17 protein-coding genes are annotated in these 19,945 nt (G+C 41.9%); all 17 read left to right on the top strand.

The genetic code is table 11. From position 1 onward, the window contains the following. The first annotated feature begins 516 nt into the window (after nucleotides 1–516). The 17 genes from GXZ17_RS05555 to galT all read left to right on the top strand — a co-directional run bounded on the left by GXZ17_RS05555 (nucleotide 517) and on the right by galT (nucleotide 19,936). Nucleotides 517–984: a Fur family transcriptional regulator gene (locus GXZ17_RS05555; protein WP_409376298.1), complete on the top strand. Its 468-nt coding sequence runs from the start codon at nucleotides 517–519 to the stop codon at nucleotides 982–984. A gap of 41 nt (nucleotides 985–1,025) precedes the next feature. After that, complete coding sequence (locus tag GXZ17_RS05560; RefSeq protein WP_409376299.1) at nucleotides 1,026–1,268, top strand: ferrous iron transport protein A; 243 nt, start codon at nucleotides 1,026–1,028, stop codon at nucleotides 1,266–1,268. Further along, nucleotides 1,265–2,974: a FeoB small GTPase domain-containing protein gene (locus GXZ17_RS05565; protein ID WP_409376328.1), complete on the top strand. Its 1,710-nt coding sequence runs from the start codon at nucleotides 1,265–1,267 to the stop codon at nucleotides 2,972–2,974. The genes GXZ17_RS05560 and GXZ17_RS05565 overlap by 4 nt, the downstream gene beginning before the upstream one ends. A gap of 389 nt (nucleotides 2,975–3,363) precedes the next feature. Next, on the top strand, nucleotides 3,364–4,593 hold the full coding sequence (locus GXZ17_RS05570; RefSeq protein ID WP_409376300.1) for a radical SAM/SPASM domain-containing protein: 1,230 nt from the start codon (nucleotides 3,364–3,366) through the stop codon (nucleotides 4,591–4,593). A gap of 268 nt (nucleotides 4,594–4,861) precedes the next feature. Then, on the top strand, nucleotides 4,862–5,671 hold the full coding sequence (locus tag GXZ17_RS05575; RefSeq protein WP_409376301.1) for an HAD-IIA family hydrolase: 810 nt from the start codon (nucleotides 4,862–4,864) through the stop codon (nucleotides 5,669–5,671). Next, nucleotides 5,671–7,254: a citramalate synthase gene (gene cimA, locus GXZ17_RS05580; RefSeq protein ID WP_409376302.1), complete on the top strand. Its 1,584-nt coding sequence runs from the start codon at nucleotides 5,671–5,673 to the stop codon at nucleotides 7,252–7,254. Before GXZ17_RS05575 ends, cimA begins: the two co-directional genes overlap by 1 nt. Beyond that, nucleotides 7,230–8,402, top strand: coding sequence for a hypothetical protein (locus GXZ17_RS05585; RefSeq protein ID WP_409376303.1), 1,173 nt, complete (start codon nucleotides 7,230–7,232; stop codon nucleotides 8,400–8,402). Before cimA ends, GXZ17_RS05585 begins: the two co-directional genes overlap by 25 nt. A gap of 10 nt (nucleotides 8,403–8,412) precedes the next feature. Continuing rightward, nucleotides 8,413–9,126, top strand: a complete 714-nt coding sequence (locus GXZ17_RS05590) for a phosphatase (protein ID WP_409376329.1) — start codon at nucleotides 8,413–8,415, stop codon at nucleotides 9,124–9,126. A gap of 3 nt (nucleotides 9,127–9,129) precedes the next feature. Further along, nucleotides 9,130–10,002 (top strand): bifunctional methylenetetrahydrofolate dehydrogenase/methenyltetrahydrofolate cyclohydrolase FolD, encoded by an 873-nt coding sequence (folD, locus tag GXZ17_RS05595; RefSeq protein WP_409376304.1) that lies wholly within the window; start codon nucleotides 9,130–9,132, stop codon nucleotides 10,000–10,002. A 75-nt stretch (nucleotides 10,003–10,077) separates the two neighbouring features. Next, on the top strand, nucleotides 10,078–10,572 hold the full coding sequence (locus GXZ17_RS05600; protein WP_409376305.1) for a metallophosphoesterase family protein: 495 nt from the start codon (nucleotides 10,078–10,080) through the stop codon (nucleotides 10,570–10,572). A gap of 10 nt (nucleotides 10,573–10,582) precedes the next feature. Continuing rightward, on the top strand, nucleotides 10,583–12,151 hold the full coding sequence (locus GXZ17_RS05605; RefSeq protein WP_409376306.1) for a glycoside hydrolase family 57 protein: 1,569 nt from the start codon (nucleotides 10,583–10,585) through the stop codon (nucleotides 12,149–12,151). Further along, nucleotides 12,130–13,407, top strand: coding sequence for a glucose-1-phosphate adenylyltransferase (locus tag GXZ17_RS05610; RefSeq protein WP_409376307.1), 1,278 nt, complete (start codon nucleotides 12,130–12,132; stop codon nucleotides 13,405–13,407). Before GXZ17_RS05605 ends, GXZ17_RS05610 begins: the two co-directional genes overlap by 22 nt. A gap of 2 nt (nucleotides 13,408–13,409) precedes the next feature. After that, nucleotides 13,410–14,933 carry a hypothetical protein gene (locus GXZ17_RS05615; RefSeq protein WP_409376308.1) on the top strand — a complete coding sequence of 508 codons (1,524 nt, stop codon included), beginning with the start codon at nucleotides 13,410–13,412 and terminating at the stop codon, nucleotides 14,931–14,933. 9 nt (nucleotides 14,934–14,942) lie between these two features. After that, a complete protein-coding gene (locus tag GXZ17_RS05620; protein ID WP_409376309.1) occupies nucleotides 14,943–15,380 on the top strand; it encodes an Hsp20/alpha crystallin family protein in 438 nt (145 codons plus the stop codon). Between the two features lie 2 nt (nucleotides 15,381–15,382). Beyond that, on the top strand, nucleotides 15,383–17,824 hold the full coding sequence (gene lon, locus GXZ17_RS05625; protein WP_409376310.1) for an endopeptidase La: 2,442 nt from the start codon (nucleotides 15,383–15,385) through the stop codon (nucleotides 17,822–17,824). An 18-nt stretch (nucleotides 17,825–17,842) separates the two neighbouring features. Then, entirely contained in the window at nucleotides 17,843–18,901 is a 1,059-nt protein-coding gene (locus GXZ17_RS05630; RefSeq protein ID WP_409376311.1) for a M42 family metallopeptidase, read from the top strand. Between the two features lie 21 nt (nucleotides 18,902–18,922). Further along, nucleotides 18,923–19,936: a galactose-1-phosphate uridylyltransferase gene (gene galT / locus GXZ17_RS05635; RefSeq protein WP_409376312.1), complete on the top strand. Its 1,014-nt coding sequence runs from the start codon at nucleotides 18,923–18,925 to the stop codon at nucleotides 19,934–19,936. Nucleotides 19,937–19,945: the final 9 nt, after the last annotated feature.

The following is a 19,945-nucleotide window of genomic DNA, read 5'->3' on the forward strand; positions in this document are numbered from 1 at the left end:
AAGAATGTTCGGAAGCTATCTTGAAGAACGTACTGAAAAGATGGCCTTTAATGTAGTATTTGCTCAACTTGCCCTCTGGAATATAGGAAATATCCTTTTTATCTTCTTTGTAACCCTAAAGTATAGGAAGAATTTTCAAACAGTCTCAGTGAAACGAGAAAGGTTTTTTTCTTTCTGTCGATCCCCGGGGGTTTTTACGCTACCGGAGGTCGACAGAAAATTAGGTGGTTATTTTGTGGTTGCCTTTCTCTTTTTTTGCCACCTGCAAGCATCCGCACTTAATGATAAAATTATTTTATCTGAACCATGTGAGGGAGCTTTAGCTTATTTTTCAAGCGCTGGAGTTCAGCAGGAATCTTTTTAGTTATTCAATACAGAGAGATTGTCCGGGGCGACTGCCAGCTCCTGCCCCATTTTTTATTTCCCCTATCTTGCTGATTTATCCTGGCAGTAGTATAATACTAAAAAGAATGATATTGATAATCGTTATCAAAATATTGTCAAGGAGATAAGGTTGTGAAGAACAAGGTAGAGAAGGAGTGGGAGAAGGAATTTGATTATTTTAATAAAAGAGTCACTCCTTGCCGGAGAGCCATTATGGAAATCTTTGAAGAAGAGGAAAGGCATCTTTCGGCGGAAGAAGTATATATGCTTTTAAGGGAAAGGGGAGAGAAAGTAGGAATAGCCACAGTTTATCGCAATCTGGATTTGCTATCTCAGATGGGGCTTCTGCACCGGGTAAACTTTGGCGATGGCAGGGAACACTATGAGATGACCAGGGTCTCACCTCCCCAGCATCATCATCATTTAGTTTGTACCCGATGTGGTAAGGTGATAGATTATAGCGAGTTAGTAAGGGAAGAGCACGAGTTTTTGGATCGCCTGGAGAGAGAGCTGAGTAGCAAATATGATTTTTTAATCCAGTCTCACCAGATATATTTTTATGGATTGTGTGAGAGTTGCCGATCAAATTTTGAATCTTAAGGTGATGGTTAGCAGGGTTAGCGGAAAGGCGGAGGGTAAAGTTGGAAAAGAAACAGATGTCTCTGGTAGAGATGCCACCAGGACAAGAAGGAACAGTAGTGGCAATTGATGGTGGACAAGGGGTGGTGAATAGATTATGGGTCATGGGGATTTTTCCGGGAAGAAAAATAACAAAATTAGCTTCTCTACCCGCTCAGGGACCGGTGGTCATAAAAGTGGGAAATCAAGAGCTGGCTCTGGGAAGAGGGATGGCTCAGAAGGTGATAGTGGAAGTCACTCGCTGAAAAAAGTAGTTCTGGCTGGTAACCCCAACGTGGGTAAAAGTGTCATTTTTACTCAATTAAGCGGGGTTTATGCTATTTCTTCCAATTATCCGGGCACGACTGTTGATTTTTCTAAAAGTACAGTTCGGAAAAACAATACATGGTTTGAGTTAATAGATGCTCCAGGCACTTATGCTCTCTCTGCTGAAGCCGAGGCAGAAAAAATAGCCGAGAAGTTGATTGAAGAAGGAGATATAGTGGTAAATGTGGTAGATGCTACTAATCTGGAGCGGAATCTTTATCTCACCTTTGAACTTCTGGAAAAAAAGAAGCCCATGATTTTGGTTTTGAATATGTGGGATGAAGCCAAAAAGCGGGGAATTGAAATAGACCGCGAGGCTTTAGAAGAAGCTCTGGGGGTGCCCGTTATTCCAGTAGTAGCTACCACCGGAGAGGGAATCAAAGATTTGGTTCGTGCCCTGGATCGGGCTCAAGTTCCCAAATTGATTCCTCAAGACCATGAAAAACGCTGGGAAGAAATCGGGAATTTACTGAAGAAGGTCCAGCGATTTTCCTATCGAGAACCACAGTGGGTCGATTTTCTTTATCGGGCTACCATATCTCCTGTGGGAGGACTATTAATTGGAATAGGGGTTTTGATAGGGTCTTTTTTCTTGATTCGCTTAATTGGTGAGGGGATAATTAATTACGTTTTTGACCCTCTTTTTGATCATTTTTATCTTCCTTTATTGGAAAAATTAGACCAGTTGCTTTCTTTTTCTCCTTTTCTTCAGAGTCTTCTAATTGGTCAGAGAATCGAAGGAGTTATTGACTTCGAACAGTCTCTGGGAGTGTTATCTACCGGAATTTATATCCCCATAGCAGTGGTTCTGCCTTATATTCTGGCTTTTTATCTGATTTTAGGTTTTTTAGAAGATATAGGATATCTTCCTCGGCTTGCAGTTCTACTTGATGGCTTTTTCCACAAAGTTGGTTTGCATGGGTATGCTATTGTGCCTACTTTACTTGGCTTGGGGTGTAACGTCCCGGGGATTTTAGGCACCCGGGTTTTAGAAAGCGAAGTGGAGCGGTTTATTGTAGCTACTCTTATATCGGTAGCGATTCCCTGTGCTGCTCAACAGGCTCTCATTGTGGGAGTGCTGGGTGACTTTGGAATAGGTCCGGTGGTTTTAGTATATTCCGTTCTTTTTCTGGTCTGGGTGGTTACCGCTCTTTTCCTGAAGTTCGTGGTTCCCGGGTATCGCCCGGCGCTGATTATAGAAATTCCTCCCTATCGCCTGCCTTATCCCCGAGCGGTGGCTTCTAAGTTGTGGATGAGAGTTCGAGAGTTTTTGAAAGATGCTCTTCCCATTGTTCTACTGGGAGTTCTGGGGATTAATCTTCTCTATACTACTAATGTTTTCTCTCACCTTGCTGAAACTTTTAGCCCTTTTCTTTCCCGATGGTTAGGGTTACCCGGCGAGGCAATTTTCGTTTTGTTTCTGGGCTTTTTGCGTAAAGATCTGGCTATGGGTTTACTCATTCCTCTGGGGCTTTCACCAAAGCAACTGATTATATCCAGTGTGGTACTGGCTATGTTTTTCCCTTGTGTGGCTACTTTTGTGATAATATTGCGGGAGTTAGGCTGGAAAAGGCTTCTCCAGTCTACTGTAATTATGGTTTCTCTGTCGCTACTTGTGGGAGGACTCCTGAATGTGGTTCTATAATCTTCTAATAAGGAGTGGCGAATATAGCCTCGTGAGTATTTAGAGACTATCTGTTTTTACTTCATAGGCTCTGTAATGCTTTCATAAGAACAATTCATCTCCTGCCCTGGTACTGTTCCAGAGAGCATCGATGTGCACTTCAATCTGGTTTTTAGAGAAAATACAGGTTTTGTACCTTTCCTGTTTTTGAAAGACTATCTTTTCTTTCTTATCCGGAAGATGAGAGATGTTGGAATGGTTGGAAGCTAATAAGGGGGAGACAAAATACCCTGCAGGTTCACACTGCACTGGCCAGTTCGATTGCTTGACTCTATTCAGGATATCAAATACAATCTTCCATGTTTTTATTGGAGTTAAAGCAGCGGGGAGTTAGAAACAAGGAGAAAACAATGAATTTAAAATTTATGAGTAAAAATCTTGACGAAGAGGGATTAAAGGTAGCAAGAGATATGCTCAGCAAAATAAATCCGGATATCAGGAAAGAGTTAGTTTCCTGGAGTCTGCGACACCCTCGCTATCTGAAAAGCTTTTTTCATCTGTATCAAGCCTATAACAATGCTCAGCAGATCCGGAAAAAAGAATTAGAAAATGGATTACAAGTCCCGCCCGTCTTAATTATAAGCATCACTCCCTGCTGCAATCTTCGTTGTGAGGGATGTTATGCCTCGGCTGCCGGCCACATCAAGCATACGGACGATTTAAAAACCAAAGCTGCCTTGAATGTTACACAATGGCAAAAAATAATAAAAGAGGCAGGAGAATTGGGCATATTCGTTAATATAATTGCCGGTGGAGAGCCTTTTTTGTTTCCGGGGTTAATAGAGCTTTGTGAAGAGTTTAAAGAGCAGGCCTTTGTAATTTTTACCAACGGCACCGCCATCACTCAAGCCGACTATGACAGGTTAAAACGCTCCACCAACCTGGCTATCGTAGTAAGCGTGGAGGGAAGCTGTGAATATACCAACAAAAGAAGAGGAGAAGGGGTCTACGAGAAAGCTCTGGAAACTATCAGGTGTCTTGACCGAATAGGTGTGCCTGCAGGAATATCTGCCACCATCACCCGGGAGAATTTTAGATACTGGATGGACGCTGATAATATCGATAGGTTAATTCGACAGAATATCAGAATATTATTTTTTCTTGAATATATTCCCCAATCACCTCTGCCTCAAGCAGGGACGGAATTAGCTGATTGTTTAGCAGCATCTTCTCTGGATAACACTCTGTCTGAATCGATAAACGACCATGCTCTCTTGCTTCGGCCGGAAGAAAGAGAGGAATTCAGGTCACAAGTTCTCGCATTCCGCTCAACAAAACCTGTTTTTATTATTCATTCTCCGGGTGATGAAGAATATTTCGGAGGTTGCGTATCTGCAGGAAGAGGTTTTGTCCACGTTACTCCGGCAGGAGACCTTACTCCCTGTCCGGTATCCAATATTGCCACTCATAACCTTGTTAACTCTACCTTAAGGGAAGGGCTGGCCAGTCCATTATTTAAAGAAATATGCAAGAATGAACACCTGCTGGAAACTGATGGCGTACCCTGTGCTCTGTTTGCCCATCCTGAGGAAGTCTCTGCTCTGGCAAGATTAGTTGGTGCCTACAGGACGGATTTATAGGATATAAATATTTTTGTCCGGGCTGAAGAAGCTCGAAGTTTTAATGCCCCTGTTCTTGATAAATCTGGTTACTAATTTCTCTTGACCTCCGAGAGTTTAACCAAAGACCTTTCCTGAATGGGCTGTTCATATTATCTAATACCGAATGGGGAATAGCGGAGGGAAAACAAAAAGGGTTGACACTGCACCAGGCAACTAGAAGAATAGAATTTTTAAAGCGATTCTGGTAATATAATAGATTTAATAACCAGAAGAAAGGAAAAAGAGTGTGTTTGTTGATAGACGCTATAAGAATTTTATAATAGATATGGATGGGGTAATCTACCGGGGAAATACCCCCTTACCTCACAGTGCAGAATTTATAAATTTCTTGCGAGAAATAGATGCAAAAGTAGTTTTCTTTTCCAATAACTCTACCCTTAGCCGGAAGCAATATGTGGAGAAATTGAGTAATATGGGCATCAAAGCTCGAGAAGAAGAGATTGTGAGCTCTGGCTTAATCACTGCTTATTGTTTGAGCAAAGAAAACCCGGGAGCTTCCCTCTATGTGATTGGGGAAGAAGGGTTACGGGAAGAGCTTGGTCAACGAGGAATGAATCTGGTGGAAGTTCCTCCTTATCAGGTAGATGGAGTGGTGGTGGGGATGGACCGCCAGTTTAATTTTAAAAAAATGAGCAATGCTATGAGATGTATATTAAATGGAGCATCTTTTTACGGCACCAACCCTGATCCTTCTTTTCCTACTGAAGACGGTTTTATACCGGGTTGTGGAGCGATTTTAGCATCTATTGAGGTATCTTCAGGAGTAAAACCTCGGGTTTTTGGAAAACCTTATCCTGAATCTCTGCAGTTTTTATTAGAAATTACTGGTTTTGAAAAAGAAGAGACGGTGATTGTAGGAGACCGTTTAGATACTGATATAAAGTTAGCTGAAGATTTTGGTCTCTTTTCCATTCTGGTTTTGACTGGAGTGAGTAAAAAAGAAGACCTTGCTCATTTTAGCGCCCGGCCAGATATGGTGGTAGAAAATTTAGGAGTTTTGAAGGAATTGTTAAGTCAAAATAGAGAGGTGAAATAATGCCGGCGGTTGAGATTTACGATACTACTTTGCGTGATGGCTCGCAGGCCGAAGGAATCAATTTTTCAGTACAGGATAAAATACAAATTGCCCAAAAATTAGATGAACTGGGAGTTCATTACATAGAAGGAGGTTGGCCAGGTTCCAACCCCAAAGATGCCGCTTTTTTTCAGGAAGTTAAAAAGATATCTTTTAGAAAGGCTAAAATTAGCGCTTTCGGTAGCACAAGAAAAGCTAACATTCAGGTGGAAGAAGACAAAAATATTCGCTCTTTAGTAGAAGCTGAAACTCCAGTAGTTACTATTTTTGGTAAGTCCTGGACTCTTCACGTTCGCGAAGCACTTAAAACCACTCTGGATGAAAACTTACGCATGATAGAAGACTCGGTAAGTTTTTTAGTGAAACAGGGAAGAGAAGTAGTTTATGATGCCGAACATTTCTTTGATGGATTTAAAGATAATCCGGAGTATGCTCTGAAAACTCTCCAGGTTGCTCATGAGGCGGGAGCACAGATTCTGGTTTTGTGTGATACGAACGGTGGGACTCTTCCTTTAGAGATGGAAGTAATCATCAACCGGATGAAGGAATTCTTTGGTGGAGACGAAGGGATAAAGTGGGGCATTCACGCTCACAATGATAGTGGAGTAGCAGTAGCTAATAGCTTAATAGCAGTGCATCTGGGAGCACAGCAAGTTCAGGGCACTATCAATGGATATGGAGAAAGATGTGGTAATGCTAATCTCTGCACCATAATTCCCAATTTGAAATTGAAGATGAATGTTCATCCTATCACTGATGAGGAAATGCGAAAACTGAGAGAGACTTCTTATTTTGTAAGTGAAATAGCTAATTTAAGACCTAATGATTATGACCCCTATGTAGGAAGAAGTGCTTTCACTCATAAAGGAGGAATTCATGTCAGTGCCATTTCTCGCTATCCTGCCACTTATGAGCACGCTTCTCCTGAATCGGTAGGTAATGAGAGAAGGATTCTGGTATCAGAACAGGCGGGAAGGAGCAATCTCACTTATCGAGCCAGAGAGCTGGGAATAGAGTTAGATCCTAAAGACCCTCGCCTGCTTACCCTGATACAGAAAATTAAGGAAGCAGAAAATTATGGCTATCAGTTTGAAGCAGCAGATGCATCTTTTGAGCTCATGTTGCGAGAAGCTTTAGGAGAAAGTGCTGAGTTTTTTGACCTGGAAGGTTTCAGAGTAATTGTGGAAAAAAGAGGAGAAGAAGATACAGTAGCCGAAGCCACCATTAAAGTGAAAGTGAACGAGAGAATGATACATACAGCAGCAGAAGGCGATGGTCCGGTTCACGCTTTGGATAATGCTTTGAGGAAAGCGCTGGAAGAGATGTATCCGTTGTTGAAAGAAATTCGGTTGTCAGATTATAAAGTGCGGGTTTTGAATGAAAAAGAAGGTACAGCAGCTCGTATACGAGTTTTAATCCAATCTACTGATGGGAGAGATTCCTGGGGAACAGTGGGAGTGTCTGCTGATATAATTGAGGCTAGTTGGCAAGCGCTCACTGATAGCATAAAATATGGGTTATGGCGAAGAGAAAAAAAAGCTTAGTTTTCTCTCAGGGGGAAAAGGGAAGTTTTTTCTCTCAGGAAGAGAGAGCTGAGCTTTTAGATAAATTACCTCTTCTTTTTGAGGAAGAAGAGGTAATTGTAGAGCAATTCTTTAGTTTTTATCGAGCAGTTTTAAGGGAGAAAAAAAACCTCATTTTTTTATCTTCACCTGTGGTGGTTTCTTTTCTCCGGAATTTTCTAATGGAAGAGGTAAGCTCCCGGGGAGAACAGTTTATAGGTCTTGTTGACAGTTCAAGGTCTGATCTCCTTCTCTACTGGAAAGAGAAATTGCCTCCCAAGGATACTGCCCTTGTGGTTCTGGCTCGACCACTGGAGGAGTTGCAACTTTTGCTTTTAGCTTTTTCTTTTCCCCAGTGGGAAAAGGTGCTGGTAGGGAGTAACTATGGTATATTGGCTCAAAGTGCTCAAATCCTCTTTCTTCCCTTTTTACCTACCGAAATTTATCACCACTATTTCTGGCAAAGGAGTGCTCTTCTATATCTACCTTTGATCAGTCTTAACCTGCCGGTAGAGGAGCTGGAGGAAGGATTTAAAAAAAGTGATTATCTCCGGGAAGAAGCAGCAGCTCTTTCTCTTTTTATCAAGGAAATGGAGGAAAAGGGAATAGAGAGAGTTAATTTTTTGGTAGATAATAGTTTTATCCTTTCTATTCTGCAAAGTTTTATTCCTCTTCTGGAATACAGTTGTAAAGGGGAAGGGAAGATGGAGTTTCGCGCTTTTGATTTTTCTATGATGCGAGATGGGCAATTATTTCTGTCTGACAACTCTATTTTCATCCTGGTAAAAAGCGAAAAGATTAATAAAATCAAATTTACTCTTCCTTCTGTTCTCAAAAGAATAGATCTTTTTTCTCCGGAAGGGTCAGTACCTACCTCTGGTTCCTGGAAAGAAATAAAAGAGATAGAGTGCCGGGTGGTGGAGAACCTGTTGTATAAAGAAGGAAAAGATTTTCTAAAATGGGAATATTATTTACCCGATTTTCAAACAACAGGAGAGTTGATGACTTTTGTGCGGTATCTTGTTTCCTATAATGCCTGGTTACGAGGCTTAGACTTATGGAGCGACCCTCCGGTAGCGGAGTTTGATAACCAGATATGGAGGTTGCTCGCTTCTAATAAAAAACAGTGAGGTGATGAACCTGAATTTAGTAGGAGATCTACATACCCATACAGTGGCCAGTGGTCATGGATATAGTACAGTTATGGAAATAGCGCAGGTAGCAAAGAGGAAAAAACTGGAAGTAGTGGCGATAACTGACCACAGTCCCGAGATGCCTGGTGGTCCTTTGCCTATTTATTTTGAATCCCACGGCCATTTTCCTCGGGAAATAGCAGGAGTAAAAATTTATTTTGGAGTAGAGGCAGATATACTGGATGAAAAAGGAAATTTAGCACTGGATGAAAAGTTGTTGAAAAAGCTGGATATTGTGATTGTTTCTTTTCATCCTCAAATTTTTCCTCCTGCTTCCCGAGAGATAAATACTCAAGCGCTGCTCCGAGCGATAGAAAATCCTCTGGTAGATATCATTGCCCATCCCGGGAATCCTCGCTATCCTCTGGACTATGAAAGGGTAGTAGAAGCAGCAGTTAGTCGAGGAAAGGTTATAGAGATTAATAATAGCTCTTTTACAATAACCAGAAGAGGCAGCAGGGAAAATTGCCGCTTGATCGCTCAGGAGGTAAAAAAGCAAGGGGGATGGGTAGCGGTCTCCAGCGATGCTCATTTCTGTGAGACGGTGGGAGAATTCAAAGAAGCCCAGGGCTTGCTCGAGGAAGTGGGTTTTCCTCCTGAACGGGTGCTCAACTCCAGTAGAGATAATATAGAAAAATTTTTAAATAGAGAGAGGAGGTAAAAAGTGAGTGCTCAAATTTTAGATGGGAAAAAAACTTCGGCAGAGGTTAAAGAAGAGCTTAAACCTCGTATTGCTTACCTTACTGAGCAGGGTTGTCAGCCGGGTGTAGCGGTAGTTCTGGTGGGGGATGACCCGGCGAGCCAGATATACGTGCGAAACAAGGAAAGAACCTGTGAAAAACTGGGCATTTATTCCGTTCAGCATCGTCTTCCTGCCACCACTCCTCAAGAAGAGCTGATAGAATTAGTAAATAATTTGAACCAGGATGAGCGCATTCATGGAATATTGGTGCAACTTCCTCTTCCTCCTCATATCCAGGAGAGAGAAGTTCTATATCATATTTCTCCGGAAAAAGATGTAGATGGTTTTCACCCTTATAATCTGGGGAGATTGATGATTGGCGACCCGGTTTTCCTTCCCTGCACTCCCTGGGGAGTGCAAGAATTGTTGTTGCGTTATAATTTGTCCCCCGAAGGGAAAAATGTAGTAATTGTGGGTAGAAGCAACATTGTGGGTAAACCCCTGGCTATGATGTTAGTCCAAAAAGGTAGAGGAGCTAACGCCACTGTCTCTATGTGCCATACCGGAACTCGTAATCTTTCAACTTATACCCGGATGGCTGATATTTTAATTGCCGCTTGTGGCTCGCCCCGTTTAATTACCCCGGATATGGTAAAAGAGGGCGCGGTGGTGGTGGATGTGGGAATCAATAAAGTGGGGGATAAGACTGTGGGAGATGTAGATTTTGAGGGAGTGAAGGAAGTGGCGTCCTACATCAGTCCGGTTCCTGGAGGAGTAGGTCCCATGACCATTGCCATGCTCATGGCTAATACGGTTAAGGCAGCAGAAAGAGCTTTACAGCGAAAGAATGCTTGAAATAAAGAGTGTGGTTTGAAGGGAAGTGTTTTAGAAAAAGCAAAACCATGATAAAATTAAAAATGGTGAAGAGGGATGAAAATAGCAGTAATTTCTGATACTCATATCCCCCAGCGAGGGAGAAACCTCCCTCCCTATTTACTTCGTTTTTTGGAAGGAGTTTCTCTCATTCTTCATGCTGGAGATATAACAGAGTGGTGGTTTCTGGAAGAGTTAATGAAGTATGCCCCGGTGCGAGCAGTAAGGGGCAATATGGATTCTCCTCTGGTCCGGGAGAGACTTTCCGATAAAGAAATTGTAGAAGTAGAGGGGGTAAAAATAGGGATTGCTCATGGGGAAGGGTCTCCTGCGGGGATAGAAGAGCGAGTGGGAAAGTTATTCAATGGGGAAAATCTCCAAGTAATAGTATACGGTCATACTCATCAACCCAGTAAAGAATGGCGAGGAGAAGTATTATACTTTAATCCAGGGAGTCCTACTGATTGGGTATTTGCTCCTTATTTCTCTTTTGGTTTTATGGAATTGAGAGAGGGGAAAATAATTGAAGCAGAAATATTAAAAGTGGATTGAGGTGAAACAAATGGCGAAAAAATTGATGGTCAACATTACCTGGCATATGCATCAGCCCTTCTACTGGAATGAAAAAAAGGGAGTTTTTGATTTTCCCTGGGTGAGATTTCATGCCACCAAAGATTACCTTTTTATGGCTAAATTGGTAGAGAAATTTCCTTCTCTCCGGGTTACTTTCAACTTTGCTCCCTGTCTCCTTCGGCAGTTTCAACTTTATCTGGAAGGCGAAGAAGATTTGGTAATGAAATTGGCTAAAAAGAAAGCCTCTGCTATTAGCGAGGAAGATAAAAAATTAATAAAAGAAAAATTCTTTATTGTTTCTTCTCCTCGCACCTATGAGAAGTGGCCTCGTTTTGCTGAGTTAAAAGAAAAGCCCTGGGAGTCCTTTACCTCTCAGGATTTATTAGACCTTCAAGTTCTCTACCAACTTATCTGGTTTGACCCTCTGTGGCGAGAAGAAAATCCAGTAGGTCGAGAATTATGGGAGCGGGGTAGAAATTATAGAGAAGAAGATAAAGAAAAAATATGGAAAGCTACTGAAGAAATATTTAAAGATATTTTTGCTTGCTACCGAAGATTATTAGAAAAAAGGCAGATAGAAATTTCTTTTTCTCCCCTTTATCACCCCATTTTACCTCTCCTTATAAATACGGATGTAGCTCGGGAGGCTAACCCTTCTACCATTTTGCCTCATCGTTTCTCTTTCCCTGAAGATGCTCGAGAGCAAATAAATAAGGGTAAAGATTTCTCTCAAGATATATGGGGTTCTGATATTATGGGAATGTGGCCTTCTGAGGGAGCGGTAAGTGAGGAAGCTATCTATTTAGCTATCCAGGAAGGCGTAAAATGGTTAGCTACAGGAGAAGAGATTTTGTTTCGTTCTTTGGGGAAGAAAAAGGAAACAGCCTGGCAAGAACTTTATCTCCCCCATGTCTGGGCTAAAGACGGAAAAGAGATAGCTGTATTCTTCCGGGATACTGGCCTATCAGACTTAATCGGGTTTAGTTATCAACATTTTCCTCCTCAAGAAGCGGTGAAAGACTTTATGAATCATTTGAGAGCTATTAGAGAAGCACTCCCCGAAGATAAACCTTATCTGGTAAATATCATTTTAGATGGAGAAAATGCCTGGGAATACTATGTAGACAACGGGTTGCCTTTTATCACCTCTCTATATCAGACACTCTCTGAGAGTGAGGAGTTTGTAACTACTACTCCTCTTGAGTATTTGGGGAATTTTTCCCATCTTCCTCAAATTTCTCGTATTGTGCCTGGTTCCTGGATCTGCGGCAATCTAAATACCTGGATCGGACACCCAGAAAAAAACTGGGCCTGGGAAGAACTGCGGCGGGTGAGGGAACTCTGGGATAGGGAGAAGGAATATTTATCAAAAGGAGAAAGAGAGAGAATACAAGATCTCATATATCAGGCGGAAGGTAGCGATTGGTTCTGGTGGTTAGGAGACGATAATCCCTCGTCTCAGAAAGAAAGCTTTCGCCAGCATTTTCTTTATTTAATACATAGTGTTTTGCGGGCTTTAGCAAAGGGGGAAAAAGAGTGTATAAAAGAGAAGTTTTAGCTCTGATTTTAGCTGGAGGGGAAGGTAAAAGATTGGATATTCTCTCGGAAAAGAGAGCTAAACCGGCGGTGCCTTTTGGGGGTAAATACCGGATCATTGATTTTCCTTTGAGTAATTGCGTCAATTCTGGTCTATATTGTGTTGGGATTCCGACACAATATAATCCTCGTTCTCTTCACGAGCATATTGGGATTGGTAAGTTCTGGGATTTAGACCGGATGGAAGGCGGAGTTTTTCTTCTCCAGCCTTATATAAGTGATATGGTTACCCACTGGTATCGAGGAACGGCGGATGCCGTTTATCAAAACCTCCGCTTTATTCGAGACCAGGACCCTTATCTGGTGCTCATTCTTTCCGGGGATCATGTATACAAAATGGATTATCGCCAATTGATTCGCTTTCACCAGGAGAGAAAAGCGGATTTAACTATAGCGGTAATGGAAGTTCCCTGGGAAGAAGCTCATCGTTTTGGAGTGTTATCTCTTGATGAGAGAGGAAGAGTAGTTGATTTTGAAGAAAAACCTCCCCACCCCCGTAGCAATTTAATCAATATGGGGGTATATGTCTTCGATCGCCACGTTTTAGAAGAAGAAGTGGAAGAAGAAGCTCTCCGAGAAGGTACTTCTTTTGATTTTGGTAAAGATATCATCCCTAGGATGATTGGACAAAGAAAAGTGTATGGATTTTGCTTTTCTGGTTACTGGAAAGACGTGGGAACTATAGATGCTTACTGGGAGGCTAATATGGAACTACTCGGGTCCTCGCCCGCTCTGGACCTTTACGATAAGCGATGGCCTATATACACTTACATTGAAGATCGTCCGCCGGTCAAACTTAGTCATCGAGCGAGAATTAAACGGAGTCTGTTAGGTAGCGGGGCCATCATAGACGGGAGTGTGGAGGATTCGGTAATCTTTAGTGGAGTTTATGTCAGTAGAGGTGCAGAAGTTCGCCATTCCATTGTAATGAGTGATACTTTAATAGATGAAGAGGCAGTGGTAGACCGGGCTATCTTAGATAAACGCATAGTAGTGGGTAAAAGAGCTAAAATAGGATATGGTGAAGATTTACGTCCTAACAAGAAAATTCCTGATATGCTCAAAAGTGGTTTGACTATAGTAGGGAGAAATGCTCGCATTCCCCCTGAGGCAATAGTAGGTAGAAATTGTCGTATTGGAGTAGACATTAAGGAGGAAGATTTTACCTCTCTTATTTTGGAGAGTGGCGAAAGTATAGAAAAAGCTGAGGAGGGATAAAAGTGAAGAAAATTAGAGGAGTTCTATTACTTATCTTTTTCCTTTGTAGTGGCTGGGCTGGAGCTCAGTCTTTTGAATTTGATGTTTCTTCTTTTGAGATAAGTCAAATTGATTCCCTGCCTCTTTCTCCTTTTATATTTTTGCTTCCCGATCGAGGAGAATGGGGTCTCTATTACCCTGGAGAAAATATTGTTTTACAGTATGGTAGCTCTAAAGATGGCTATGTCAGCATATTTGACTACACTCCTGATGGGAAAGCACGCATTATTAAAAACAATGAACCCATAGCAGAAGGAGTGCAGCGAAAAATTTATGGGGTGGTCTCCGGGCCAGAAGGAGTAGAAAGGTTCTTGATGGTACTTTCTGATAAGATAATACCAGATCGCTTACTGGTAGAGGCAATGAGGAATCCCTCTCGAATAGAGGAAATTGTAGGGTATCCAGTGCTTTTGCATTACTGTAGAATTCAAGTGGTGACCGAAAGGAGAACGCTAGCTCCTTCTTATATTTCTTTTGACGAGGTGCCCGGCGAAATCCCTGCAGGAGGAAAGCTAAAAGTACGAGCCTTTTTGTCTGATAGAGAAGGGAATGCTTTATTTAACCGACCGATTTACTGGGAGGTCAATCAAGGAACTCTGGATAATTATGAGACCCAAACTTCTACCTCAGGTGCGGTTGAGGTTTGGTATAGCGCTCCATCTTCTCTCGAGAGCACAGAAGTGATATTAAAAGCTTATTTTCCCGGGGATACCATTTATGAAGAAGCAGAGGGGGAAATTCGTTTTCTGGTCATCCCCGAAAAGATACAAACCACCATTGTTCTCACTCCTAAATCTTTTCACATAGCCGGGGGTGAGGTTCTCGATTTTCAGGCAGAACTCCGGGATTTGCGGGGAAAACCGGTAGAAGGAAGAAGTGTCAGGTGGGAAGCGAGTATTGGTAGCTGGGAGCAAGAGATAACTTACACCGATGAGGCGGGTATAACCACCAATCGTTTATATGCTCCTAAAGTGGCGGGGCAAGAAACGGTGGAAGTCAAAGTGTCTTTCGCCGGGGTGAAGAATCTCCTTCCCTCAGAAGATTATGCCTACGGCACAATAAGCGGATTGGAAGTTTATCCTAAAGAGGGATTGTATTTTCTCGACTTTACCTCCGGTGAGCCTTATACTAATTTTGAGCATTTAACTTATTGGGGGGAATTGCTCTCTGGTTACGCGGTTAATCCTGCCTGGGTTCTTTCTTTGCTCGATGGAGAATTCATAGAGGTAGGATTTTCTCTTTCCCAGCCTCTTCATCTGGGAGCTTTATATCTCTGGGGTAAAGCCCAGGATGAGGTATTTCTTAAAATTATTCTCAATGACCAATTGATTTTTTCAGGTAGAGCTGCAGAAGGAATGGTTTCTCCCTCTGAAGCTCAGATGATTTACATCGCTGATTATTTAAAGTTGGGCAATAATTTATTACGGATAGAAGTAGAATCTTCTCAGGGACTTTATCATTTGCAGAGATTATTGGTGGTGTTTTAGGAGGAACTTATGAAAAAAGACTTTAATAATTGGTGGGAAGAAATTAATTATTTTCAAAAAGAGATGCAGAAGTTTATGAAACATATCTCTGAGGGGAAAGTAGGATTTACCGAATTTGGAGAAGAAACCTGGGTGCCATACTGTGATATTTTTGAAACCCCTCAGCATGTGGTGATAGTAATAGAATTGGCCGGTGTTTCTCCTCAAGAGGTAGAAGTAATAATAGAAGGGAAAAAGCTTACTGTGAAAGGGCAAAGAAAAGAGCTGCCTTATTCCTCTAAGGAGGCTTACCATTTGATGGAGATTCGTTTCGGTCCTTTCTATCGAGAAGTTAACTTACCAGAAGAGGTAGAGGAAGTTAGAGCTAAATACTCCGATGGTTTTTTGATCATTGAAGGATTAAAAAATATTCGGGAAAGAAAAATTTCCATAACTCAGGAGATATAGAGATGGAATGGAGTAATGCCTGGTTTATTTTAGAAGAAGGATTGATGGAAGAAGAAGAAAGTGCTAATTTTCTGGGAAATTCTCCTTCTTCAGAAGAAAACAAAGAAAATGAATTTCCTGAAGAAATATCTATTCTACCCCTGAAAGATAACGTCCTTTTCCCCGAAATTGCTTTGCCCTGGGTAGTAACGGGAGAACCATGGGTAAGACTGATAAATGATGCGGTTTTAGATAAAAAAATCCTGGGAGTGGTTTCGCTACGAGGAGAAGCAAAGGGAGAAAAGCTTTCTCCGGAAGATTTTTATGATGTAGGAGTTATAGGAAAAATCTCTCGTCTTATCAAACTTCCCGATAATGCAGTACAGGTTTTAATTCTTGGTCTGGTTAAGTTTCGAATTAAGGAATGGATAAGGTGGGAGCCTTATCCGGTAGCTAAGATAGAGGTAATAAAAGAAGAAGAAGTGCACTCTGATGAGATAGAAGCTCTGATAAGAAATGTGGTGAGCCTTTTCCAGCAGGTAGTGGAATTAGCTCCTTATCTTCCCCGTGAAGCTTTTGTAACAGCTCTAAATATTAAGAGACCTTCTCGTTTGGCCAATTTTATAGCTTCCAATCTTAACCTGGATGTGGAAAGCAAAATGGAGCTTCTGGCTGCTCCCGATTTATCTACTAAACTTACCAGGTTAAGCTTTTACCTCACTCGAGAGTTAGAAATTCTGCAGATTGGTAGCCGCATTCAATCTCAAGTTCAGCAGGAAATGGCTAAAACTCAGAGAGAATATTTTCTGCGAGAGCAATTAAAGGCCATTCAGCAAGAACTGGGAGAATTAGATGAAAAAAGCCTGGAAATTAAGGAACTGAGAGAAAAGTTGGAAAGTCTGGATCTGCCCCCTGAGGTACGTAAAGAGGCAGAAAAGGAAATAGAGAGACTTTCTCGCCTCTCTCCTAATTCTTTTGAATACCCGATAATTAGAAACTATTTAGACTGGATAATCGAACTTCCCTGGAACGTTAGCACCGAAGATAACTTAGATATAGATTTAGCTAAAAAAATATTAGATGAAGACCATTATGATTTAGAAAAAGTAAAAGAAAGAATTTTAGAATATCTGGCGGTATACAAGTTAAAAAGAGATATTAAAGGACCGATACTTTGTTTTGTTGGTCCTCCGGGAGTGGGGAAGACCTCTTTGGGGAAATCTATTGCCCGGGCTTTGGGAAGAAACTTTGTGCGTATTTCCTTGGGAGGAATAAGAGATGAGGCGGAAATTCGTGGTCATCGCCGTACTTATGTGGGAGCGTTGCCGGGGAGAATAATTCAAGGTATCAGGAAAGCAGGAACTAATAATCCGGTTTTCATGCTCGATGAAGTGGACAAGATAGGTATGGATTTTAGAGGAGATCCTGCTTCTGCTCTTCTGGAAGTTTTAGACCCGGAGCAAAATTATGCTTTTGTAGACCATTATCTGGGTGTTCCTTTCGACCTTTCTCGAGTTATGTTTATTGCTACTGCCAACGTTCTGGATACCATTCCTCCTCCTCTTTTAGATCGGATGGAAGTTATTTTTCTTTCTGGCTATACCGATTTAGAAAAAATAGCCATTGCTCAGCGATATCTTATACCTAAACAATGCGAGGAGAATGGTCTTCAACCCCAGGATGTCATCATAGAAGCAGATATTATTCAGAAAATAATCAGAGAATACACTCGAGAAGCAGGAGTGCGGAATTTGGAGAGAAGTATTGCTACTATTTGCCGAAAAATAGCTAAGGAGGTAGCTCAGGGGGCTCAGGGTCCTTTTGTGGTAGATGAGGAAAAGCTAAGAGAATTTTTAGGCCCTCGCCGATTTTTGGATGAGGTGATGGAAGGGAAAGATGAAATAGGAGTGGCGACGGGTTTAGCCTGGACGGAAAGTGGAGGAGAAATACTTTTTGTAGAGACAGTGGTTTTACCGGGTAAGGGAAATCTTCTTTTGACTGGAAACATGGGAGAAATTATGCAGGAGTCAGCTAAAATTGCTCTTTCCTGTGTCCGGGCTCGAGCACAGGAGTGGAATATTCCTCCTGATTTTTATGAGAAGAACGATATTCATGTGCATGTTCCTGCTGGTGCTATTCCCAAAGATGGGCCGTCAGCAGGAATTACCATGGTAGTATCTATGATTTCTGCTCTGGCTCGAGTACCTGTTCGTCATGATGTGGCTATGACCGGGGAAATTACTCTTACTGGCAAAGTATTACCTGTTGGCGGAATAAAAGAAAAAGTTTTAGCTGCTTATCGGGCAGGGATTAGAGAAGTAATCCTCCCCCGGGAAAACGAGAAAGATTTACAGGAAGTGCCAGAGGAAGTTAAAAAAACAATGAATTTCCTCCTGGTAGAAAATGTAAACCAAGTTCTGGATTTAGCTTTAGTTAAAGAAGAGTTAGTAGAAATTCAAAATTGAGGAGGTAAGTAAAACATTATGGAGAAAGACCAGATAGATTTTCTTAAAAATCTGATTAATACGCCCAGTCCTTCCGGTTTTGAGGAGAAAGTGCAACAAGTTTTTTTGGAGCGAATTAGAGATCGAGTAGACCAATGTTACAAGGATGTTCATGGTAATGCTTTTGGGGTAGTCAATCCAGAAGGAAAAGTCAAAGTTATGCTGGCTGGCCACTGTGATGAGATAGGAATGATGGTAGAATATATAAACGATCAGGGATATATTTATTTTTCTACGGTGGGGGGAATCGATGCTCATATTCTTCCCGGGAAAAGAGTGCTCGTTCATACATCAGAAGGAGCGATACCGGGGGTGATAGGCAAAAAACCTATCCATCTTCTGGAAGAGAAAGATCGACAAAAGGTGGCCAAAATTGAAGAACAATGGGTAGACATTGGTGCTCAAAGCAAAGAAGAAGCTTTGAAGCAAGTTACTGTAGGTGATCCCATAACTTTTGATGCGGGTTTTGAACCCCTTCTGGGAGGGAGAGTAGCAGGGAAAGGCTTCGATGATAAAGTGGGAACATTTATAGTAGGAGAAGTGCTACGCTGTCTCGAAAAAGATAAATTACACTGTGCTGTCTATGGAGTGAGCACGGTGCAAGAGGAGTTAGGACTGCGAGGAGCCAAAACCAGTGCTTTCGGTATAGCTCCAGATATAGGTATTGCCATTGATGTTACTTTTGCCTCTGATTGCCCGGACATAGACAAAAGAAAAGTGGGAGAAATAGCTTTAGGTAAGGGTCCGGTGATTTCTCGAGGTCCCAATATAAATCCTCGTCTCTGGCAGCGGATGGTAAATATAGCCAAAGAAGGAGGCATTCCTTACCAGGTGCAGGCTGAATCCCGGGCTACAGGGACTGACGCTAATGTCATTCAGATTACTCGAGAAGGAGTAGTTACAGGGTTGATTGGTATCCCTAACCGTTATATGCACACTCCAGGAGAAATAGTGGATTTAGAAGATCTGGAACATGCTATTAAGCTTTTAGTGCGATTCTTACAAAGTTTGGAAGGAAATGAAGAATGGATTCCTTGAGAGGAGAACGGTAATTTTTAGATGCCGGAGTTTAGAAAAGATCCAGTAGTAGGGAGATGGGTCATTGTTGCCGAGGAAAGAGGAACCAAGCCTTATCAGTTTGGTGAAGGTTGGGAAAGGGAAAGTTCTTTTCCCTGTGTGTTTTGCCCGGGTAGAGAGTCTTGTACTCCTCCGGAAGTATTCAGCATCCGGGAAAAAGATACTCTCCCCAATGAGAGAGGCTGGAGGGTGAGGGTGGTGCCTAATAGATTTCCTGCTCTTTTACCGTGTGAGCCCTTGCATCAATATATCGATGGATTTTACGAGAGGATGAGTGGCTTTGGGGTGCACGAGGTAATAATAGAAACTCCTGACCACTATTTGGACTTGGTTGACCTTCCCTTGGAACAAATAGAAGAGGTACTCCGGGTTTACCGAGAGAGAATGAGAGAGCTGGGAGAAGACCCTCGCCTGCGTTATTGTTTGATTTTTAAGAATCAAGGTGAAAAAGCAGGAGCTTCTCTACCTCACGCTCACTCTCAGTTAATTGCTACACCCGTTATTCCTAAAAAAGTGCAGGAAGAATTAAAAAGAGCAAGAGAATTTTACGAGGAAGAAGGAAGGTGTCTTTTCTGTTCTCTTCTAGAAGAAGAAAGAAAAAAGGAACGATTGGTCTGGGAAGAGGAAGGATTTATGGCTTTTGTTCCCTATGCTGCTCGTTTTCCTTATGAAACCTGGATTCTTCCCCAGCGTCATTGTGCTTTTTTCTCAGAGATAGAAGAAGAGGAAATACAAAGCCTTGCTCGTATTCTGAAGATAGCTCTTTCTGCAATTAAAGCCCTTCTTCATGACCCGGCTTTCAATTTTATTCTACATGTGGCGCCTTATCCCCGCTCCTCGGAAAATTATGCAGACTACTACCACTGGCACCTGGAGATTTTACCTTCCTTGTGCAAGATGGCAGGATTTGAGTGGGGTACGGGATTTTACATTAATCCGGTGGTTCCAGAAAAAGCGGCGAAAGCTCTTCGCCAATTTATAAAAGATAAGAGTTAGGTGAGGAAT

Origin of the sequence: Candidatus Sordicultor fermentans (assembly GCF_012728195.1) — a bacterium.
GTDB lineage: Bacteria > Atribacterota > Atribacteria > Atribacterales > Caldatribacteriaceae > Sordicultor > Sordicultor fermentans.

What these genes read in the sequence shown, in the direction of transcription:
- GXZ17_RS05630 (WP_409376311.1), top strand. Translation starts at nt 17,843, where the DNA reads ATGGAGAAAGACCAGATAGATTTTCTTAAAAATCTGATTAATACGCCC.
- GXZ17_RS05620 (WP_409376309.1), top strand. Translation starts at nt 14,943, where the DNA reads ATGAAAAAAGACTTTAATAATTGGTGGGAAGAAATTAATTATTTTCAA.
- GXZ17_RS05585 (WP_409376303.1), top strand. Translation starts at nt 7,230, where the DNA reads ATGGCGAAGAGAAAAAAAAGCTTAGTTTTCTCTCAGGGGGAAAAGGGA.
- galT (WP_409376312.1), top strand. Translation starts at nt 18,923, where the DNA reads ATGCCGGAGTTTAGAAAAGATCCAGTAGTAGGGAGATGGGTCATTGTT.
- GXZ17_RS05605 (WP_409376306.1), top strand. Translation starts at nt 10,583, where the DNA reads ATGGCGAAAAAATTGATGGTCAACATTACCTGGCATATGCATCAGCCC.
- GXZ17_RS05570 (WP_409376300.1), top strand. Translation starts at nt 3,364, where the DNA reads ATGAATTTAAAATTTATGAGTAAAAATCTTGACGAAGAGGGATTAAAG.
- cimA (WP_409376302.1), top strand. Translation starts at nt 5,671, where the DNA reads ATGCCGGCGGTTGAGATTTACGATACTACTTTGCGTGATGGCTCGCAG.
- lon (WP_409376310.1), top strand. Translation starts at nt 15,383, where the DNA reads ATGGAATGGAGTAATGCCTGGTTTATTTTAGAAGAAGGATTGATGGAA.
- GXZ17_RS05600 (WP_409376305.1), top strand. Translation starts at nt 10,078, where the DNA reads ATGAAAATAGCAGTAATTTCTGATACTCATATCCCCCAGCGAGGGAGA.